The organism is Streptomyces sp. NPDC028991, from assembly GCF_055564775.1.
The window spans coordinates 40,135-57,492 of the sequence record NZ_JBVHVP010000023.1 but is presented as its reverse complement, the minus strand read 5'-3'; the positions used below and the strand labels follow the sequence as shown (position 1 = coordinate 57,492).

Sequence of the window (17,358 nt, the reverse complement as noted above, 5' to 3'; positions counted from 1 at the left end):
GGAGACGTTGTTCGTGCACCGGCGGCGAGAGACAGAGCGAGATGGCACCAGACATGCGGCTGCACATGGCGGCCGTACACAAGGCGTACGGCAGACGGGCGGTGCTGCGCGGTGCTGATCTCGCTGTGTCGGCCGGCGTACTCGCCGGCGTGGTGGGAGAGAACGGTTCGGGCAAGAGCACGCTGATGCGTATCGCGGTGGGGCAGCTCGTGCCGGACCGGGGCACCGTGCGGCGTTTCAGCGCGCTGGGGTACTGCCCGCAGCAGGCGGTGGTCAACGACACGCTCACGGTTGCCCAGCATCTGCGGTTGTTCCAGGTTGCCTACCGGCTGCCGCGGTTGGACGCGGCCTGGGAACTGGTGGACCTTCTCGGTTTCACCGCGGAGCGGGGTACTCGGGCGGGCGAGCTCAGTGGCGGTACCCGGCAGAAACTCAATCTGACCTTGGCGCTGATGCACGACCCGCCGCTGCTGGTGCTCGATGAGCCCTACCAGGGGTTCGACTGGGACACGCACCAGCGCTTCTGGCAGCTGGCAGACCGGCTGCGCAGCCGCGGGCGTTCGGTGGTGGTGGTGTCACACCTGCTGCACGACCAGCATCACTTCGACTCCGTCCACCATCTGCGCGACGGCCGCCTGTACCGGGCGGGAGCACCACGATGAGACATCAGTGGACCGCCTTCACGGTGGCTCTCGGATTCACGCTGACCGGTCACCTGCGCAACCGCCTCGCGATGATCATGATTGCCTTCTTCATCCCGACATGGATCTACCTGGTCCGCGCGACGGCCCTGGACGACGACATCACGTTCAGCAGCGCACTGGGCGTCGAGGTCACCGCGTCGATGAACCGCACCATCCAGGTCTCCAGTGCTCTGCACGCCGTGACGGTGATCGCCGGTTTCATGATGTTCATGGCCACGTTCAGCGCCCGGGACATCGACATGCGCCTGGTCCTGGCCGGCTATCCCCGGCTGCAGTTGCTGGCCGCCAGGATCGTCGCCCTGCTCCTCGTCACGGTCCTGCTCGCCTGTTACACCACCGGGCTGCTGTGGCTGTCCTGGCCGCTGACCCAGCCCGGGGCGGTCGCCACCGCCGTAGCGGCCGCGATCCTCGCCTACGGAGGACTGGGCGTCATGGCCGGATACCTGCTACGGGGCGAGCTGGAGGGGTTCTTCGTCGTGGTGATGGCCACGCTGATCGATGTCGGGATGCAAAGCCCGGTCTCCAACCCTGCCGGGGACCAGGCGTGGCTGAGCGCCTTGCCGCTGTACGGGCCCGCACAGGCAGCCCTGGCCGCCTCGTTCACGCACGCAGGCGCCGTCTCCTGCGCGGTCCGGGCCCTTCCCTGGTTCGCGGCGACCAGCCTCTTCGCCCTGCTCATCTTCTGCGTACGCACCCGTCATTACGGCCAGTCCATCACCACGTCGTCCCCGGCCACCCTGCACCTGGGAACCGGCTCAAGGGCCAAGCGGAACGGCACCGGTTGACCGTGCGGGCCGCCACCTCCTGCGCCTGCCCCTGCCTCCGCGTTCCACTGCATCTCCCCTCGCCGGGCGGCGTCACAGGCGTGTCGGCGTCACCGCTCTCCAGCCGCCATCGCCATCGCGCTCTCGGACGGCAGACGCCAGGCAGGTGCGGCCGGCGGCACGGTTGTCCGGTCGCCCGGCCCGCACCCGTACAGAGGCAGGACCTGCGGTACGCGGGCGGTGCCGTGCCCGGTGGGCGGGAGCCGTTCCTTGCCCGGGCAGCCGGTCGTTACACCACGTGTGGAGAACGGCGAAGAGAGGCGCACCCGCCTGACCGGAGGCGATGGTGCCGGTATTCCTGGCCCGTGGCGGCGCTGGCGGAGCCGGCAAGGCTCGTGGACACCCGCGGAGGCCGGCGATCTCTCCGGACAGGCGGCAGTGGTGACGGGCTCCTCCTGCGGCATCGGCGCGGCAGCGGCCGAACACCTGGCCCGGCACAGAGCGCACGTAATCATCCTGTGCCCGTCCTCCTCCCAAGGCCGCGCGTCCGCTGACGCTTTACGCCGGCGCGTCACCGCGGCACGGGTGAACAGCGTCATGTGTGACCTGGCTCGGCTCGATCAGGTACGCGAGGCCGCCGAACAGATCACGCACCTCGTGGGAGGGCGGCTGGACCTGCTGGTCAACAACGCCGGCGTGGCCGCATTGCCGTACACCCGTTCCCCGGCCGGGTTCGAGATGCACTTCGCCGTGAACCACCTCGGTCACTTCGCTCTGACCGGCCACCTGCTGCCCGCTCTGCTGGGCGCGTCGCAGCCCCGCGTGGTGAACGTGTCTTCCGTCCTGCACTGGCTGGGCCGGTGCAGGGTCGACCGTCCGCACCGGCCCCGGCGCTACCACCGCTGGCGGGCCTATTTCGACTCCAAAGCGGCGAACCTGCTGTTCACTCACGGGCTCGCGGCGTGGGCGCAAGCCTGTGAGCTGCCGCTACGGGCGGTTGCCGCCCATCCTGGCCTGGCCGACACCACCTTGGGCTCCCGCGCTCTGCACACCGACGGCCGTCACCTTGAGGCCCGGCTGCTGGAGTGGTGGCAAAGACAATGGCACTCTCCGTCCCAGGCGGCCTGGCCACTCCTGAGAGCCGCAACCGACCCCCATGCCGTCGGCGGAGACTTCTTCGGTCCAGGCGGTCGCTGGGAATGGTCCGGCACTCCGGTACGTGTACGGGCCGCGCAGCGTGCCCATGACGACCGTGCCGCCGAGCAGTTGTGGCGTCTGTCCCAACGACTGACCGGTCACCCGTTCCCGGCTTCACCGAGGTGGCCCGATCAGAGGGGGGCACACTCGTGACGGCACCGTGGCCGATCGCAGAGCGGTTCGCCAGAGGCCGGCAGCGGTTCCTGCGCAAGGTCGGTAACAGCCGGATCCTGCGCCGCTGGGGCCCACATCTGCTGCCCCGCCTGGACCGGCGATTCCACCGGTGGACCACGGGCTGCTGGATGCCCAGCCGACTGCTGGCTCCCGTCCTCGTCCTCCACACCACCCGCCGTGACGGCACTGCCTGCGCCACGCCGCTCCTGGCCGGCCGGACCGCCGCCGACACCTTCATCGTCATGGCGACCAACTTCGGTCGGCCCCGGCACCCCTCCTGGTCCCATCACCTACTGCGTGAACCGCACGCCACGATCGACTGGCGAGGCACTTCTCTGTCGGTACGGGCGCGTCTGCTGACTCCCCAAGAACAGCAAGCGGTCCGAGACCGCATCATCGCCTGGATGCCCTGCTTCGACGACTACGCCCACCACAGCCGACGCGATATCCGGGTCTTCACCCTCACCGTTGTCGGACGGCTTCCGGTGACCTGAGCGGCACCTTTGGCGTATGGCCGGGGTGTTGAGGGCCGAGCGGGCACGGACGGAGACGTTCACCGGGCTGCGGGGCGATCAGGACGCGTCGCGCGTGTCGTGCCTGTTCACCTCGGCGCTGCGCGGCTGATCCGAAGAGATGACGGAACTCTTACGCGGGCGCCGCCACAACTGACACACGGGTGTCCATGGTGTGCACTTCTCGACGGCCGAATATTTGATCTTCGATGGAGTGAACTTGAGAGGGATACGTTCCGCGGTCACCGCGGCTCTGGGCCTGGCCGCCTTCCTTGGCGTTCCGGCAGCCGCGTCGGCGGCCACGACGACCGATGTGCCCGAGACGTTGCGGATCTCCGACGGCCCCTACGCGGGCTTCCAGCTCTGTGGCCGTCAGCCGCAGCCGACGTTCAGCACGGCGAACACGTTCGGACCACTGTTCGCCGCCTCGGTCAAGGGCCTGGACCCCCAGCCCGACCTGGGCGGGACGCTGGAACTCGCGCGCCTGGGCGAACAGCCGTTCCGGACAATCCCGGTCAGTACGGGGCCGCTCGGCCACGGATGGGACGTCCAGCTCCCCACCAGCACCTTCACCCCGGGTGACTACCAGTGGCGGATCCGCGCCGAGGGCCCCGACGGCCCGTCCGCCTGGTCCGCATGGTGCACGTTCACCGTGACCGGCCCGGCGGCCACGCCCACCCGATTCACCTACAGCCCCGATGGCGGCGCACACTGCTTGGACGTGAGCGGCGCCGCCAAGGAGAACGCCACGCCGGTGCAGTTGTGGGACTGCAACGGCTCCCTGGGCCAGATCTGGGAGACCACGCCCGAGGGCACCTTGGTGAACCCGAACTCCGGCAAGTGCTTGGACGTGGCCGACGGGGGGACCGCCAACGGCACCAAGGTGCAGATCTACACGTGCAACGGCACCGGCGCCCAGCAGTGGCGCTACGACCAGCCCACCCCGGTCGCCTTCACCAACCCCCAGTCCGGCAAGTGCCTGGACGTGCCCTACGCGGACTTCGCCAACGGGGTCCGGGTCCAGATCCACGAGTGCAACGGCACCGGCGCCCAGGCCTGGAAGCAGTTCACCCCCGCCTGACCTGACGGTCGCCGCCGTCCCCCGCACCCGCGTCCGGGCCAGGGGACGGCGGCCGGTACTCCGAGACCCGCGACTGACCTGCGGCACAGCCTGGCCATGGCGGCCGAACGCCTGCGAACGGCCACCCTCCGAGTTGCGGGGCCCACGTACCGTGGGCCTGACGTTACGAGGAGGGATCATGCAGATCGGGGAGCTGTCCGAGCGCACTGGCGCAAGCCGCCGCTCGATTCGCTATTACGAGCAGCAAGGCCTGCTGGAAGCGGCACGGACGAGCAAGGGCTGGCGGGAGTACGACACGCGAGCGGTCAATCGGGTCCTGAACGTTCGGGAACTGCTCGGAGCCGGGCTCACGGCGGAGGACATCCGCGTGGTGGCGCCCTGCCTGGACATGAAGACCGAGGAATTCCTGGCCTGCAACAGCGGCCCCGACGAAGTCCTCACCATGTACGAGCAGCGCCTGGCCATCGTGGAGGCCAAGGCAGCAGAACTCCAGCGGCACCGGACCGAACTCGTGGAGCGCATCGCCCGCCTGCGGGCCGAAGCGGCCGACACGGAAGGCTTCGCGCGGCTGCTGCGCTCCAGCGCTTGACCTTGACACCGGTGTCACTACCTAGCGTGCGACGGACGTACCGCGTTCCACGGAGGTAGGAGACCGATGAAAAGAGCTGCTCTGCCGGGCTGGTTGTGCATCCTGTTCCTGACCCTGCTTGCCACGGCCACCGACGAATTCGTCATCGCCGGCGTGCTGCCCGCCGTCGCCGACGACCTGGAGGTGAGCGTTGCCGCCGCCGGGCAACTGGTGACCGTGTTCGCCGTGGTCTATGCCGTCGGCGCACCCACGTTGTCCTTGGTCTGCGAACGCTTCGCGAAGCGGACGGTGCTGGTCGTCGGTCTCTTGCTGTTCGTCCTGGCCAACGCGGCGGCAGCACTCGCCCCCGGCTACTGGTTCCTGATGGGTGCGCGTGTCGCGGCTGCCTTGTGTGCGGCGGCGGTGGCCTCGGCGGCGTTCGCCACGGCAGCGGCCGGCGCCCCAGATGGGGCGCAGGGCCGGTACCTGGGGGTCGTGACGGCCGGGATGACCGCCGCGCTGTTCAGTGGAGTGCCGTTGGGTTCGTGGCTGGGCGGGGCCTTCGGGTGGCGCGCGACGTTCTGGACGATCGCCGCGGTCGGGGCAGTCGCGGCTGGAGGCCTGCTGGCCACCGCGCCGCCCGTGCCCGGTGGCGCGGTGGCTCCGCTGCGGGAACGCCTGGCGCCACTTCGCAATCGTGCTGTACTCCGCCTGGTGGCCGTGACGTTCCTGGCGGCGAGCGGCGGCCTGATGTTCTACACCTACCTCGGGCCGTACACGTCCGAGGTCGCCGGCGGCTCCTACGGCCTGCTGTCGTTCGTGCTGTTCCTCGTCGGTGCCGCCGGCCTCGCCGGAGCCCTGTCGTCGGGGCGAGCAGCAGATGCCTGGGGCTCGCAGCGAAGCCTGCGTCGAGTCCTCGCGGGCCACGCCCTCTCGCTCGCGCTGGCCGCCGGGCTGGTCTTGAGCGGCATCGGCGATCGATACGTGCTGGCTGCGGTGATTGCCTGTTGGGCCTTCTTCGCCTGGGCCCTTACCCCACCGGTGCAGGGCAGCATCTTGACTGCCGCCGGTCCTTCTGCCGGGATGACGGCGCTGTCGCTGAACATCTCCGCGCTCTACCTCGGCACGGGCGTCGCCGCCGCTGCGGGCGGGGCGGTCGTGGGGACACTCGGCGTGGTCTACGTTCCCTTGGCTGCCGCCGCGCTGATGGCACTCGCTTTCCTCTTGTCCCCCTCATCGCCACACACGCACGGTGTGACGGGAAAGCCGGTCGGCTCACGGGCAACGAGCGCCTGAAGCCACGGGCCATGACAGAGTAGGCCGAAGTTCGGTCAGGGTCAGGGGCAGGGACAGGGACAGGGTCAGGGACAGGGGCGAACAGCTCCGCGAGCCGGGCCCGGCTGCGGCCAGGGACCCGGAAATCCAGGTGTACGACTCTCCCGTCGAGGTACAGGCGGAAGCCCGTCACGGATCATTCCGTCTGCTCGGTCGGGGCCGCCGACGACCCGCGCGCAGAGCGGGTGGCGGTGGTCAGCGTGTCCACCACATGAGGCAGCAACATCTTTCGACAGTGAGATCACCAACTGCCGCCGAAACGCACTCGACCGCCGTCGCCAACGTGAACGATGCCAGGCGGCCTTCTTACCTGCTCCACTCGCTCGGGTATCCGGCACCGGCATGGAGCACGCCATCGGCGGGCTCATCCGCCTCGGCCGGGCTCAGCTCATCTGGACCTTGATGTGCTCGACGACGTCGTGAAACTCCTTTGTCGGCGAGAAATCCACATACTCGCAGTCCTCCAGCGCCTCAGGTGCGTGGCCGGGGGGCCAGTAGAAAGCCTGCCCCTCCTGGTAAATCTCATCTCCGTGCCGCGTCCGCATCCTCAGGCTGCCCTTGAGTAGATATCCCCAGTGCGGGCACTGGCACAGGTCGTCGGGGAGCCCTTTGCAGACCGGCCCCATGTCGGCGCCCTTGGGGAGGTGGGCGAAGGCCGCGGTCATGTTTCCGCCGACGTCCCTCATGCGCAGCTCCACACCGCCGCCTTCGATCACTACCGGGGTCTCACCGCGCGTCGTTGCGGTCATCGCGAACCACTCCTCTCTTCCTCCGCCCCCTTCCATCCTGCGCCCCTTCCATCCTGCCGACCAGGTGACCGGCAAGCTCGGTCGAGTCCGGGTTCGGACCGCAAGACGTCACCGCGACAGAGGGCGGCGCCCGTCACTTACGGTAACCGCCGGCAACGGGGCCCATCGGGCGGCGGCGACGAGCCGCCTCAAACCTCGCCCCTGTCCGACCGGCCCGGGCACGGAAGCCGATCCCGCGTCGCCGCGCTGTCGCACGGGCCGCGGTGAGCCGTTTGCGCCGGTTGCGACGCCGGATGCCGTGGGGCGGGGGCACTGCGGTTGTGCCTTCCCAGGGGACGGCGGATTCTGTAGGGGATGAACGGGGCTGGTGTGGCGCCATGACTGCATGGAACACGGACCGAAGTGCGGACTTCCGTGGCCCTCTCGACGTCACCAGGGCAGCCACGGTGGTCGTCGACGCCCGAGGCACGGTCATCGGCTGGAACCCCGCGGCGGAGCGGCTGCTCGGTTACCAGCCTCAGGAGATCGTCGGCCGGCCCCTCACCACGCTCCTGCCATCCGGCCCGACGTCTCCGCCTTCCCCTCACGCCCACCCCGTCCGAGGAAACGAGATCCGTGCCGCGCGGCACCGGGACGGGTTCGAGGTGGTCGTCGCCACGGCGGTGTGCCCCCTACCGGGCGCCGGCACGGCGGGGCACGTCATCGTCGCGACGGAACTGCAGCATCTTCGGCTGTGGGACTCCCGGCTGGCACTGTTGAACGGACTGGCGACCCAGTCACCTGTCGGCCTGGCCATCTACGACACTGAGCTGCGCCTGACCTGGTGCAACACGGCCTATGAACGAGAGATCGGACAGCCGTTCGCCGAGTTCCGCGGCCTTCACCCCGACCAGATGTACAGCGAGGGAAGGTTCGTGACCAAGGGGCATCCGCCCACGCTCGACGGCGTCATGCGTCACGTGCTGGATACCGGGGAACCCTTTCTGGACCTGCATTTCCTGGGTCGGCCGCCCAGCGATCCGGAGACGGATCACCTCTGGTCCTGCGCCTATTACCGGCTCCAGGACGCCGACGGCCACGTTTTCGGAGTGTGCGAGGACGCGTTCGACATCTCCGAACGTTACAGGGCGCAGCAGCGGCTGGCCCTGCTGGTCGAGGCCGGCCGCAGGATCGGTACCACCCTCGATGTGATGGTCACGGCCGAGAAGATCACCGAGATCGGGGTGCCGGCCCTCGCCACCACGGTCACGGTCGACCTCGCGCGGGTGGTATTGGAAGGCGAGGTGCCGGCCACCAGTAGTTCGGCGGCCATGCCTCTGGTCCGGGTCGCCCGCTGCTCGAGCGAGGGGGCCGACGCCGAGAAACCGGGACAGCGGGCTTCGCACTCGTCCGTCGCGGACCACCCGCCCGTGGAATACCCGCCCGGTTCTCCGCAGGACCGCAGCCTCTCCTCGAGCGGACTCGTGCTCGACGACACCACCCTGGTCGTGCCGCTCCGGGTGGGGAGCGGCATGCTGGGACTCGTCACCTTCGTCCGCGGCGCCGCTTCCGCCAACTTCGACAGCGGCGAAGTGGCACTGGCCGACGAACTGGTGGCCCGTGCGGCTGTGTCCATCGACAACGCCCGCCGGTTCACACGTGAGCGCACCGCCGCCCTGGCCCTGCAGCGCCAGTTGCTGCCACAGCAGCTGCCCGAGGGGTCGGCGGTCGACCTTGCCTACCGCTACCTGCCCACGGACGACGTGACGGGGGTCGGTGGCGACTGGTTCGACGTCATCCCCCTGTCCGGAACGCGGGTCGGGCTCGTGGTCGGCGACGTGGTCGGCCACGGTCTGCAGGCAGCCGCCACCATGGGGCGACTGCGTACGACCGTCCGCGCGTTCGCCCAAATGGACATGGACCCCGTCGAACTTCTGTCGCGGCTGGACGATCTGGTGGCGCAGTCGGCGGAGGAACAGTGGGGCGAGATGGGCACGCCGGACGGTGCCCACGCCGATGTGACCACGGGAGCGACCTGTCTCTACGCGGTCTACGACCCGGTGTCGCGGCGCTGCGTCATGGCCAGGGCCGGGCACCTGCCCCCGGCGATCGTCGATCCGGACGGCCGGGTGTCCTTCGCTGATCTGCCGGCCGGCCCGCCCCTGGGACTCGGCGGCCTGCCTTTCGAGTCCATGGAGATCGAGCTGCCGGTGGGCAGCCTGCTGGCCCTCTTCACCGACGGTCTGGTCGAGGCCCGCGACCGTGACATCGATCACGGACTCGACACCCTGGGACGAGTACTCAGCGACCGGCACGCATCGCTCGAAGAACTGTGCGACCGCACCCTGGCGGAACTCCTGCCGGGCGGTTCGACGACGGACGACACCGCGCTGCTGCTCGTCCGTACCCGCGAACTCGACACTTCGCAGGTCGTCGAATGGGACTTGCCCGCCGAACCCGTCACCGCCGGCCGCGTCCGGGACCTGACCACCCGGCAGCTGCGCGACTGGGACCTCGGAGAGCTGTCCTTCACTACCGAGCTCGTCGTCAGCGAGTTGGTGACCAATGCCGTCAGATACGCCGAGGGGCCGATCCAGGTACGCCTCATCCGTGACCGCACGCTCCTGTGCGAGGTCGCCGACACGGGTCACACGTCGCCGCACCTGCGCCACAGCGGCGAGGAGGACGAGGGCGGACGCGGCCTGTTCATCGTCGCGCAGCTCGTACAGAGGTGGGGGACCCGCTACTCCCGCTTCGGCAAGACCATCTGGACCGAGCAGCCCTTTCCCACGACGACGGGGCAAGACGGTCCGCCGGACCCGGAGACTCGTTCTCGGGCATGAGGCGGGATGCGGGAGGCGGCGATGCGGGCGGGGGTGCGGGGGTACGGGATGCGGGGATCACCGACGAGGTGAGGGCGATGAGCGCGCGCCCCGTCGGCCACGGCCCGTGTGGTGCCCCGGCCTGGGTGAGCAACCCGGCGGTGGTGCAGGTGGCCGCCGCCAAGACGCCGTCATCGGCCACGTCAGCGGCTCCCACCCAAGGGCGCAGAGATCACGCAAGCGCCGCACACCCGGCGGGGGCTCGGCGCACCGCACCGTGCCGCCCGCCCGCCACGCGTAACCCGGCTGCCAGGGCAACCGGACCCGTCCCGCCACGACCTCACTCACGTACCGCTCCCGTCGGCTCCACGCACCCTCTCCGCCCATCCACGGACGCGGTTCGTCCAGTCCCCAGCAGAAGTGGTACGTCCAGTCGAAGGGCCGTTGGTCGTCCGCCCCGCGCCCGTAGTAGTAGACCTGCCGGGGGAAGGTGCTCGACAGGCGCGGCACACCGGCCGCTTCGCAGGCGTCCGCGACTGCCGGCAAGACCTCCGTACCGGCCAGTGTCAGGATGATCGCCGCGCTCTCGTCCCGGACGAGTTCCTCCACCGCCTGCCGGGCGCCTTCCGCGCACGAGCGGCTGTCCCTGCTCACCAGCCGGATCCCGTACCCGGCGGGGCCGACGCGGCCAGCTTGGGCTCCAGCAGGGTCATCGCGAAGTTCAGCGCGGCCCACGGTGCGACGCTCGCGGCGGTCCGAGTCACGCACGACGGTCATAGGCCTCCGTCTGATCCGTCTCCCCCGACGGTTCCGCACTCCGCGGCTCGGGGATACCGGCCAGGTCCTCCACGTCGAAGACTCTCGCGATCGGCACGTCAGTGCTGCTGTGAGCGATGATCGAGAAGGCGATACATACGGCGATGAGCGTGTACGCCTGTTCGCCCTGCGGGATACCGGCCTGCAGCACCAGCAATCCGTACACCACCGAGGCAAAGCCCTTCGGGCCGAACCAGGCCGCCACCAGCCTCTCCCGGCGGTCGAACCGCGTGCCGATCAGTGAGATCAGCATCGACGCCGGCCGGATCAGCGCGATCGCCAAGAACACCGCCACGTACCCACCGAAGGACAGGTCACCGAAGAGCTGCGGCGTCAGCAGCGCGCCGAACACCAGCAGCGCCGCGAACTTCGCCAGTTCCGCCAGCGCCTCACCCAGCGGCTCGAATGCCGTCTTGGCCTCGGGTGACACTGCGGTGAGCACGGCGCCCGCGGAGAAGGCGGCGAGGTAGGGGTTGGCATGCGTGAGGTGGCAGGCGGCATACAGGATGATCCCGGTGGCCAGCGGCAGCAGCGGCTGCAGCTTCGGCTCGGCGCCCAGCAGTCGGAACCGTACGAGGCCGTTCACCAGCAGCGGCAGGACCGCACCGAAGGCCAGCCCCAGCCCGAGCTCGAGGGCGATCTTCCCGAACGACGCCTCGGCATCGCCGCTCGTGGGGCCGGCGGCGGCGATCAGGATCAGCACCACCGGGAGGGCCAGCCCGTCGTTGATGCCGCTCTCCACGTTCAGCAGTTGCCGCAGCTTCGCGGGAACTTCCTTGCGGCCCACGATCGCGGAGGCGAACACCGGATCGGTGGGGGCGAGTACGGCGCCGACGAGGAAGGACGTCGTCCAGTCAAGGCCGACAAGGTAATGAGTGATGAGCGCCATTCCGACGAACGCGAGCGGCATGCCCAGTCCCAGCGCGCGGGCGGGGTTCTTCCAGTTCTCCTTCAACTTCGGGAAGGAGACGTGCATGCCGTCGGTGAACAGGACCGCGAACAGCGCCAAGTCGGCGGTGACCGCCACGATGTCGCTGTCCGGGGTGATGTGGATCAACCCGAGGAACCCGTCACTGACGAGCGCACCACCGACGAGGAAGAGGAAGGAGGTGGACAGCACGGTCCGGGCCGCGAGCCCGGAAAGGAGGACCGCCACGAGAAGAGCGGCACCAAAGACCGCGACGAGCACCACGAAAACCAACCCCGATCGCCGAAGGCAACTGTCCCCTGACCGCCGACCAGACTTCCCGGCACACCGGCGCCGACTTTACACGTCACTTACGGATCCCTGACAGGCGCTGAGGGCGTTCGGCCGCACGCAGCGTACCCAGAGCGGACTTGCGGAGCCGGCGCCTCCCTGGAAGCGGCCGAAGCCCCGACACCCGGCGACGAGACGGCGGGCCCGCAGCGGGCACCGCAGACCGTCCGCCGACGAACTGTCGCGGTCCTCGATCGTCAGCGCAAGCGGCAGCGGCAGGCCGCGGACGATGCCCGCCTGCTGCTCGGCGAGGACGGCGTCTGACCCGGCTCGGCCGGATCGCGTTGTGGGACAGCCGGTACGCGGTTGCTGCGTCGACCTGCGGCCAACTCGTGCCCAGCGATGGAACCCTGACAGGGTCAGCTCGACTGGCGCTCCTCGTAGACCGCCAGGTGGGTGCGGGCCAGTGCCAGCAGCGGCATCGGCACACCGTTACGCGCCCCGCGGTCCACCATGTCGCCGATGATGTGTTCGGCTTCCACCGGGAGTCCGGCGGACAGGTCGCGGAACATCGAGGCTGTCAGCGTGGAGCCGACGGCGCGGAGGCGCTTGTGCGCGCGCTCCTTGGCCTCAGTGCCGACCGGGTGCCCGGCCGCCGCTGTGGCGGCCTCGACTTCGGCGAGCACTCCCTCGATGAACCCGGGCCCTCCGGGAGCGGCCATGATCTCGCCGACCGAGCCGCGCATCAGGGTCGTCGCGGCCGCGAGGGAGGCGAGCAGGTACCACTTCTCCCACATCTCCTGCACGATGGCGGGAGAACGCCGGACGTGGAAACCGGCGCCGTCCAGCGCTGCCTGCACGGCGGCGGACCGCTGCTCGGCACGTTCGGTACGCGGCCCGAAGGTGATCCGGTGGAAATCCTCCAGCTGCACGATGCGGCCGTCAGGGTCCAGGGTGGAGGCGATCAGGCAGAGGCCGCCAAGCACGGCGTCCGGGCCGAACGCGGTGTCGAGGACGTCCAGGTGGGCCATGCCGTTGAGGACGGGCAGCACCAGGGTGTCCGGTCCGACTGCCGGTGCGACGTCGGTGACCGCCTGCCGCAACCCGTACGACTTCACGGACAGCAGCACCAACCCGAAGGGCTCGTGCGAGTCCTGCGCCAGTTCCTGTGGTGTGACGAGACCGGGTTCCGGGATGTGGACGTCGCCGTGCGGTCCGGTCAGTCGGAGGCCCCGCGTGCGCAGTTTGGCCGCCCGTGCCGGCCGGACCAGAAAGGTCACGTCCCGTCCGGCGGCCGCCAGCAGGCCTCCGAAGTGGCCCCCGGTCGCTCCGGCTCCCACGACCAGTATGCGCATCGATCCTCCTCGTTCTCCGTGGCCCGCGTCCGGTCCTGCTCGTACCGGCACAGCGCGTGTCAGTAGATCACGGGAGCGGGGCGGGGAGTGATACAGGCCCCGAGCCACCCGGCCGGTGGGGGCGGTGCGGCTCCGGCACGGTGCGGGTCCACCGCACGCCGTTTCGCGGCCGCCGCGATCGGTCGAACGAAGCGTCGCAAGGTTGAAGTCCTGGCAGATCTTCCCCCTGCCGGTCACTTGATTCGCTCGAATCGGTTGAGACAAATTCGGGGAGACCTTTGGTTCGTTTCGGTTTCCTTGTCCGTCGCCTGCGGCTGCTAGCGGGCCACGCGGTGCCGGAGGTAGACGACCCCCGAGCCGAAGGGGCGGGTCTCTACGAGTTCGAGGTCCACCCGGCGCTCGCGTCGGGGAAAGAACGGAATGCCGCCGCCGACCAGCACCGGATAGACCATGGCCCGGTACTCGTCGATCAGGCCCGACGCGGCCGCCTCGGCGGCGAGAGTGGCGCCGCCGATCGCGATGTCGCCCTCCCCCGGCTCGGCTCGCAACCGCTCGATCTCCTCCGCCAGACCGCCGGAGGCCAGGCGTGCGTTGCCCCGCACCGCCGACAGCGTGGTCGAGAACACCACCTTCGGGAGCGGATTCCACAGCGCGGCCCACTCGAGCATCGAGTCGTCGAGCGACGGATCCTGATCGGCGGTCTCCCAGTACAGCATCGTCTCGTACAGCCGTCGTCCCAGCAGGTGGACGCCGACCTCTCGGATCTCGTCGATCCAGAAGCGAAAGACCTCCTCGTCCGGTGCCGACCAGTCGAAGCCGCCGTCCGGCCCGACGATGTAGCCGTCGAGTGAAACGCTCATCGAATAGGTCACGCTGCGCATCAGAGTCCTCCCTGGTGAAAGGTTCGACCGTAGGACCGCGCAACAGCGCGAAACTCATCGCCGTTCGGGATCCCCTGTGCCGAGCCACCTCACGACATCGTGCGATGAGAAGACCTCACTGGCTCGCTGACACGTCCAGGGGGTCTCCGTGGAGGCCAGGTGGCGAAGGCCGCGGTCGCGCCAGAGCCGACCGTGGTGGGGTCCCCGGCGGCGGTGTGCCGTACGTCTCGGGGCCGGTAGGGGCGAAGCCCAGGCCGGCGGTGGCTTCGGCCTGGTCGGGCGTCGTGACCTCCGGCGCGTAGGGACGGTCGAGGTACGGACGGGTCTGCGTGGAGAGCAGGACGCGGCCACCACCGTCCAGGACGGGGGCGAGGTCGTGGTCGGTGACGGGGAAGAACCGCCTTGCGTACGTCGCCGCGCAGCGCCGACTCCGGGCAGCGGTGCCGCGTGACCGGAGTACGCGGTGACGACCCTGGCGCGGCTCGGTACGACGAGCCGTGCGCCGTGTGGTTGGCGAGCCGGAGTCGGCCTCCCACGGGACGCGCAGCAGGCTGGGCGCCGGGTGGGACCGGTGGTCCACGACGGCAGTGCCGTGGGCGTGGGCGTGGGCGCTGCACGGTGCGGCATGCGCGGACGGCGCAGGTCCGGCGTACCCGGTCCGCGGGGCTGCCCTTACCCTCGCGTGTCGTTGCCTTCGCCCTCTGGGGCGGCGTCGTCCCCGAAGAGGATGGCGTGGACGCGTTGCAGCACGTCGAGGTGGGCGCGGTTGTAGAACTCGACCAGCGCGTGCCCGACGACCGACTCCGCGACTGCTGTGTCTCGGTGCGAGGACGACCCTAGGTCGGCTAGACCCGGGTGGTCCCTCTGCTGCTGGCGGACCTCGGGCACCATTCGTTCCGCCAGCCGCTGCCGCACTTCGTCGGGAGCGTCCTCGTCGAGCGCTGCGAATTCCGCGTCGAGGTCCCCGCGAGGTCCCGAGAGCTGTTCCCGGAGGGCGGCCATCGCCATGGGTGTGAGGATGCTGGAGTAGGCCAGCAGCAGGGACCGCTGGGTCTCGGGCAGGTCATCGGCGAGCGTCCTGAAGTCCGGGGGCATGTCGAGCGCAGCCCGGTTCTCCATGATGGCCGCCAGTTCCCGCCGCATCCGCTGCCGGCGTTCGATGTCCGCCGCGAGTTCGGCGTCCAGGTCCCCGAGGATCTGCCGTGCCCTTTCGTCGCCGCTCTCGACCGAGGGGACGTCCGCGAGGGCCACACCGAGGTCGGTCAGTCTGCGGATGCGCAACAGGCGGACCAGATGGCCGGCGCCGTACCGTTTGTAGCCGTTGGGCGCTCGTTCCGGTTCTTCCAGCAGGCCGATCTCGTGGTAGTGCCGGATGGTCTTGGTCGTCGTGCCCGCGAGTTCCGCCAGCTGACGCGTACTCCACGCCACCAGGAGCCCTTTCTCCAGCATCGTTCCCCACGTCCATTCAAAACCCTGCCCCCAGGGCACGGTCAACCACCGGCCGGTTCCGCATCGGCCGTTGTTGACCATGCCCCGAGGGCAGGGAGTGGGGTGGTGGTGACCACGGCCGCCAACCGGTATTCGGAGACTGGACATGAAACGACGAGGCAGTGCCGGCCAGAGCCTGGCCCTCTTGGCGGTCCTCGGCCTGGGCGGCTCGCTGGCTTCGGTGCCCGCCGCCGCCGAGGAGCCGAAGACGCCGCGGATGGAGTGGGGCCGGTGTCCCGACGACGTCGCGACCGAAGCCGCTCCGACCGAACTGCAGTGCGCCACCGTGCCGGTGCCGCTGGACTACGCCGACCCGGAGGGCGAGCAGATCGGCCTCACCGTGTCCCGGCTGGCCGCCGCCGACCCGGACAAGAGGCGCGGTGTCCTCATGCTCAACCCGGGCGGTCCCGGCGGATCCGGGCTGGCGCTGTCCGCGCTGCTGGTTGCCCAGGGCCTGCCCAGCAGCGTCACCGACCGCTACGACCTGATCGGCATGGACACTCGCGGGATCGGTCATTCCACACCGGTCAGCTGCGGCTTCACGCAGGACAGCCCCTACTACGCCAATATCCCGCCCTACGCGGTCGACGACGCCGCGGTCACCGCGCAGGCCAAGGTCGCCGAGCAGGTGGCCGAGCAGTGCGCGGACAACGACAGTGACGGCCTGCTGCGCCACCTCACCACCGTGAACACCGCACGCGACCTCGACCGGATCCGGGCGGCGCTCGGCGAGGAGAAGACCAGCTACCTGGGCTACTCCTACGGCACGGCACTCGGCGCCGCCTACGCGTCGATGTTCCCCGAGCGCACCGACCGGATCGTGCTCGACAGCAACATCGGCGACACCCACCTCGACCGGGACGGGATGCGCCGCTACGCCCTCGGCATGGAACAGGCCCTGCCGGACTTCGCGAAGTGGGCCGCCCGCCGACACGACAGTTACGGCCTGGGCCGCACAGCCCGACAGGTCCGCGCGTCCTACCTCAGCATCGCCGCCACACTCGACAAGGCGCCGGTCGCGGGGATCGACGGCAGCCTCTTCCGGCTCCTGACGTTCAGCCACCTGTTCAAGCAGACGCAGTACTCCAAGCTGGCACAGACCTGGCAGGCGCTGCTGGAAGGCGACGAGGCGGCGGCCCGCGGTCTGGCCGCCGCCCAGGAGCGAACGGCGGACGGGACCCTGTCGCCGGCCGACAACGCCCTGACCGTGTTCCTCTCCGTCACCTGCAACGACGTCGAATGGCCCGAGGACGTCGGCACCTACCGGCGGGGCGTCGCCGAGGACCGCGAACGGTACCCGCTGTACGGCGCAGCCACCGCCAACATCACACCGTGCGCCTTCTGGCCGTACGCCCCCGCCGAACCGCCGGTGGAAGTCGACGCCAATGGCCCGCGCAACGTGCTGCTCCTGCAGAACCGGAGAGACGCGTCGACCCCGCACCGGGGCGGGAAGATGCTGCGCGAGAAGTTCGGTGACCGGGCCCGGCTGGTCAGCGTCGACGACAGCGGGCACGGCGTCTACGTCCTGGGCGACAACTCCTGCGCCTTGAACATCACCACGCGCTACCTCGTCGAGGGAGAGATGCCCGCGAAGGACGCGTTCTGCCGCGCGGACTGACCACCCAGCGGCGCTCACGCCGCCCGCAGCCCGTCCGCCGCCGGCGTCCGCAGGGCGTGCCGGGCGGGCAGCTCGATCGTGAGATGCGACGTCAACACCGGCAGCCAACGGCAGCCA

Annotated in this window: 14 protein-coding genes; 9 read left to right on the top strand and 5 right to left on the bottom strand. The window is 69.8% G+C overall.

Annotated elements, in window-relative coordinates; translation table 11 throughout:
- Positions 1-53: 53 nt before the first annotated feature.
- The 7 genes from ACZ4V1_RS30375 (at position 54) to ACZ4V1_RS30345 (ending at position 6,296) form a co-directional block, all read left to right on the top strand.
- Positions 54-662, top strand: a complete 609-nt coding sequence (locus ACZ4V1_RS30375; protein ID WP_468342410.1) for an ATP-binding cassette domain-containing protein — start codon at positions 54-56, stop codon at positions 660-662.
- On the top strand, positions 659-1,489 hold the full coding sequence (locus ACZ4V1_RS30370; RefSeq protein ID WP_468342407.1) for a hypothetical protein: 831 nt from the start codon (positions 659-661) through the stop codon (positions 1,487-1,489). The genes ACZ4V1_RS30375 and ACZ4V1_RS30370 overlap by 4 nt, the downstream gene beginning before the upstream one ends.
- A gap of 219 nt (positions 1,490-1,708) precedes the next feature.
- Positions 1,709-2,818 (top strand): SDR family NAD(P)-dependent oxidoreductase, encoded by a 1,110-nt coding sequence (locus ACZ4V1_RS30365; protein WP_468342404.1) that lies wholly within the window; start codon positions 1,709-1,711, stop codon positions 2,816-2,818.
- The gene (locus tag ACZ4V1_RS30360; protein WP_468342401.1) at positions 2,815-3,333 is read left to right on the top strand and encodes a nitroreductase/quinone reductase family protein; all 519 of its coding nucleotides are present in this window, start codon (positions 2,815-2,817) and stop codon (positions 3,331-3,333) included. The genes ACZ4V1_RS30365 and ACZ4V1_RS30360 overlap by 4 nt, the downstream gene beginning before the upstream one ends.
- 238 nt (positions 3,334-3,571) lie before the next feature.
- A complete protein-coding gene (locus ACZ4V1_RS30355) occupies positions 3,572-4,432 on the top strand; it encodes an RICIN domain-containing protein (RefSeq protein ID WP_468342398.1) in 861 nt (286 codons plus the stop codon).
- A 178-nt stretch (positions 4,433-4,610) separates the two neighbouring features.
- The gene (locus ACZ4V1_RS30350) at positions 4,611-5,021 is read left to right on the top strand and encodes a MerR family transcriptional regulator (RefSeq protein ID WP_468342395.1); all 411 of its coding nucleotides are present in this window, start codon (positions 4,611-4,613) and stop codon (positions 5,019-5,021) included.
- A gap of 66 nt (positions 5,022-5,087) precedes the next feature.
- Positions 5,088-6,296 carry an MFS transporter gene (locus tag ACZ4V1_RS30345; RefSeq protein WP_468342393.1) on the top strand — a complete coding sequence of 403 codons (1,209 nt, stop codon included), beginning with the start codon at positions 5,088-5,090 and terminating at the stop codon, positions 6,294-6,296.
- 422 nt (positions 6,297-6,718) lie between these two features.
- On the opposite strand, the gene ACZ4V1_RS30340 is transcribed toward ACZ4V1_RS30345, so the two are convergent.
- Positions 6,719-7,084, bottom strand: a complete 366-nt coding sequence (locus tag ACZ4V1_RS30340; protein WP_468342391.1) for a cupin domain-containing protein — start codon at positions 7,082-7,084, stop codon at positions 6,719-6,721.
- Between the two features lie 377 nt (positions 7,085-7,461).
- On the opposite strand from ACZ4V1_RS30340, the gene ACZ4V1_RS30335 reads away from it, so the two are divergent.
- Complete coding sequence (locus tag ACZ4V1_RS30335) at positions 7,462-9,906, top strand: SpoIIE family protein phosphatase (protein WP_468342389.1); 2,445 nt, start codon at positions 7,462-7,464, stop codon at positions 9,904-9,906.
- A 739-nt stretch (positions 9,907-10,645) separates the two neighbouring features.
- Here ACZ4V1_RS30335 and ACZ4V1_RS30330 read toward each other — a convergent pair.
- The 4 genes from ACZ4V1_RS30330 to ACZ4V1_RS30315 all read right to left on the bottom strand — a co-directional run bounded on the left by ACZ4V1_RS30330 (position 10,646) and on the right by ACZ4V1_RS30315 (position 15,584).
- On the bottom strand, positions 10,646-11,893 hold the full coding sequence (locus ACZ4V1_RS30330; protein ID WP_468342386.1) for a cation:proton antiporter: 1,248 nt from the start codon (positions 11,891-11,893) through the stop codon (positions 10,646-10,648).
- 425 nt (positions 11,894-12,318) lie between these two features.
- Positions 12,319-13,254 carry a ketopantoate reductase family protein gene (locus tag ACZ4V1_RS30325; RefSeq protein ID WP_468342384.1) on the bottom strand — a complete coding sequence of 312 codons (936 nt, stop codon included), beginning with the start codon at positions 13,252-13,254 and terminating at the stop codon, positions 12,319-12,321.
- A gap of 317 nt (positions 13,255-13,571) precedes the next feature.
- The gene (locus ACZ4V1_RS30320; RefSeq protein WP_468342381.1) at positions 13,572-14,135 is read right to left on the bottom strand and encodes a dihydrofolate reductase family protein; all 564 of its coding nucleotides are present in this window, start codon (positions 14,133-14,135) and stop codon (positions 13,572-13,574) included.
- A gap of 672 nt (positions 14,136-14,807) precedes the next feature.
- Positions 14,808-15,584: a helix-turn-helix domain-containing protein gene (locus ACZ4V1_RS30315; RefSeq protein ID WP_468342378.1), complete on the bottom strand. Its 777-nt coding sequence runs from the start codon at positions 15,582-15,584 to the stop codon at positions 14,808-14,810.
- 145 nt (positions 15,585-15,729) lie between these two features.
- On the opposite strand from ACZ4V1_RS30315, the gene ACZ4V1_RS30310 reads away from it, so the two are divergent.
- Positions 15,730-17,241 carry an alpha/beta hydrolase gene (locus tag ACZ4V1_RS30310; protein ID WP_468342375.1) on the top strand — a complete coding sequence of 504 codons (1,512 nt, stop codon included), beginning with the start codon at positions 15,730-15,732 and terminating at the stop codon, positions 17,239-17,241.
- Positions 17,242-17,358 lie beyond the last annotated feature (117 nt).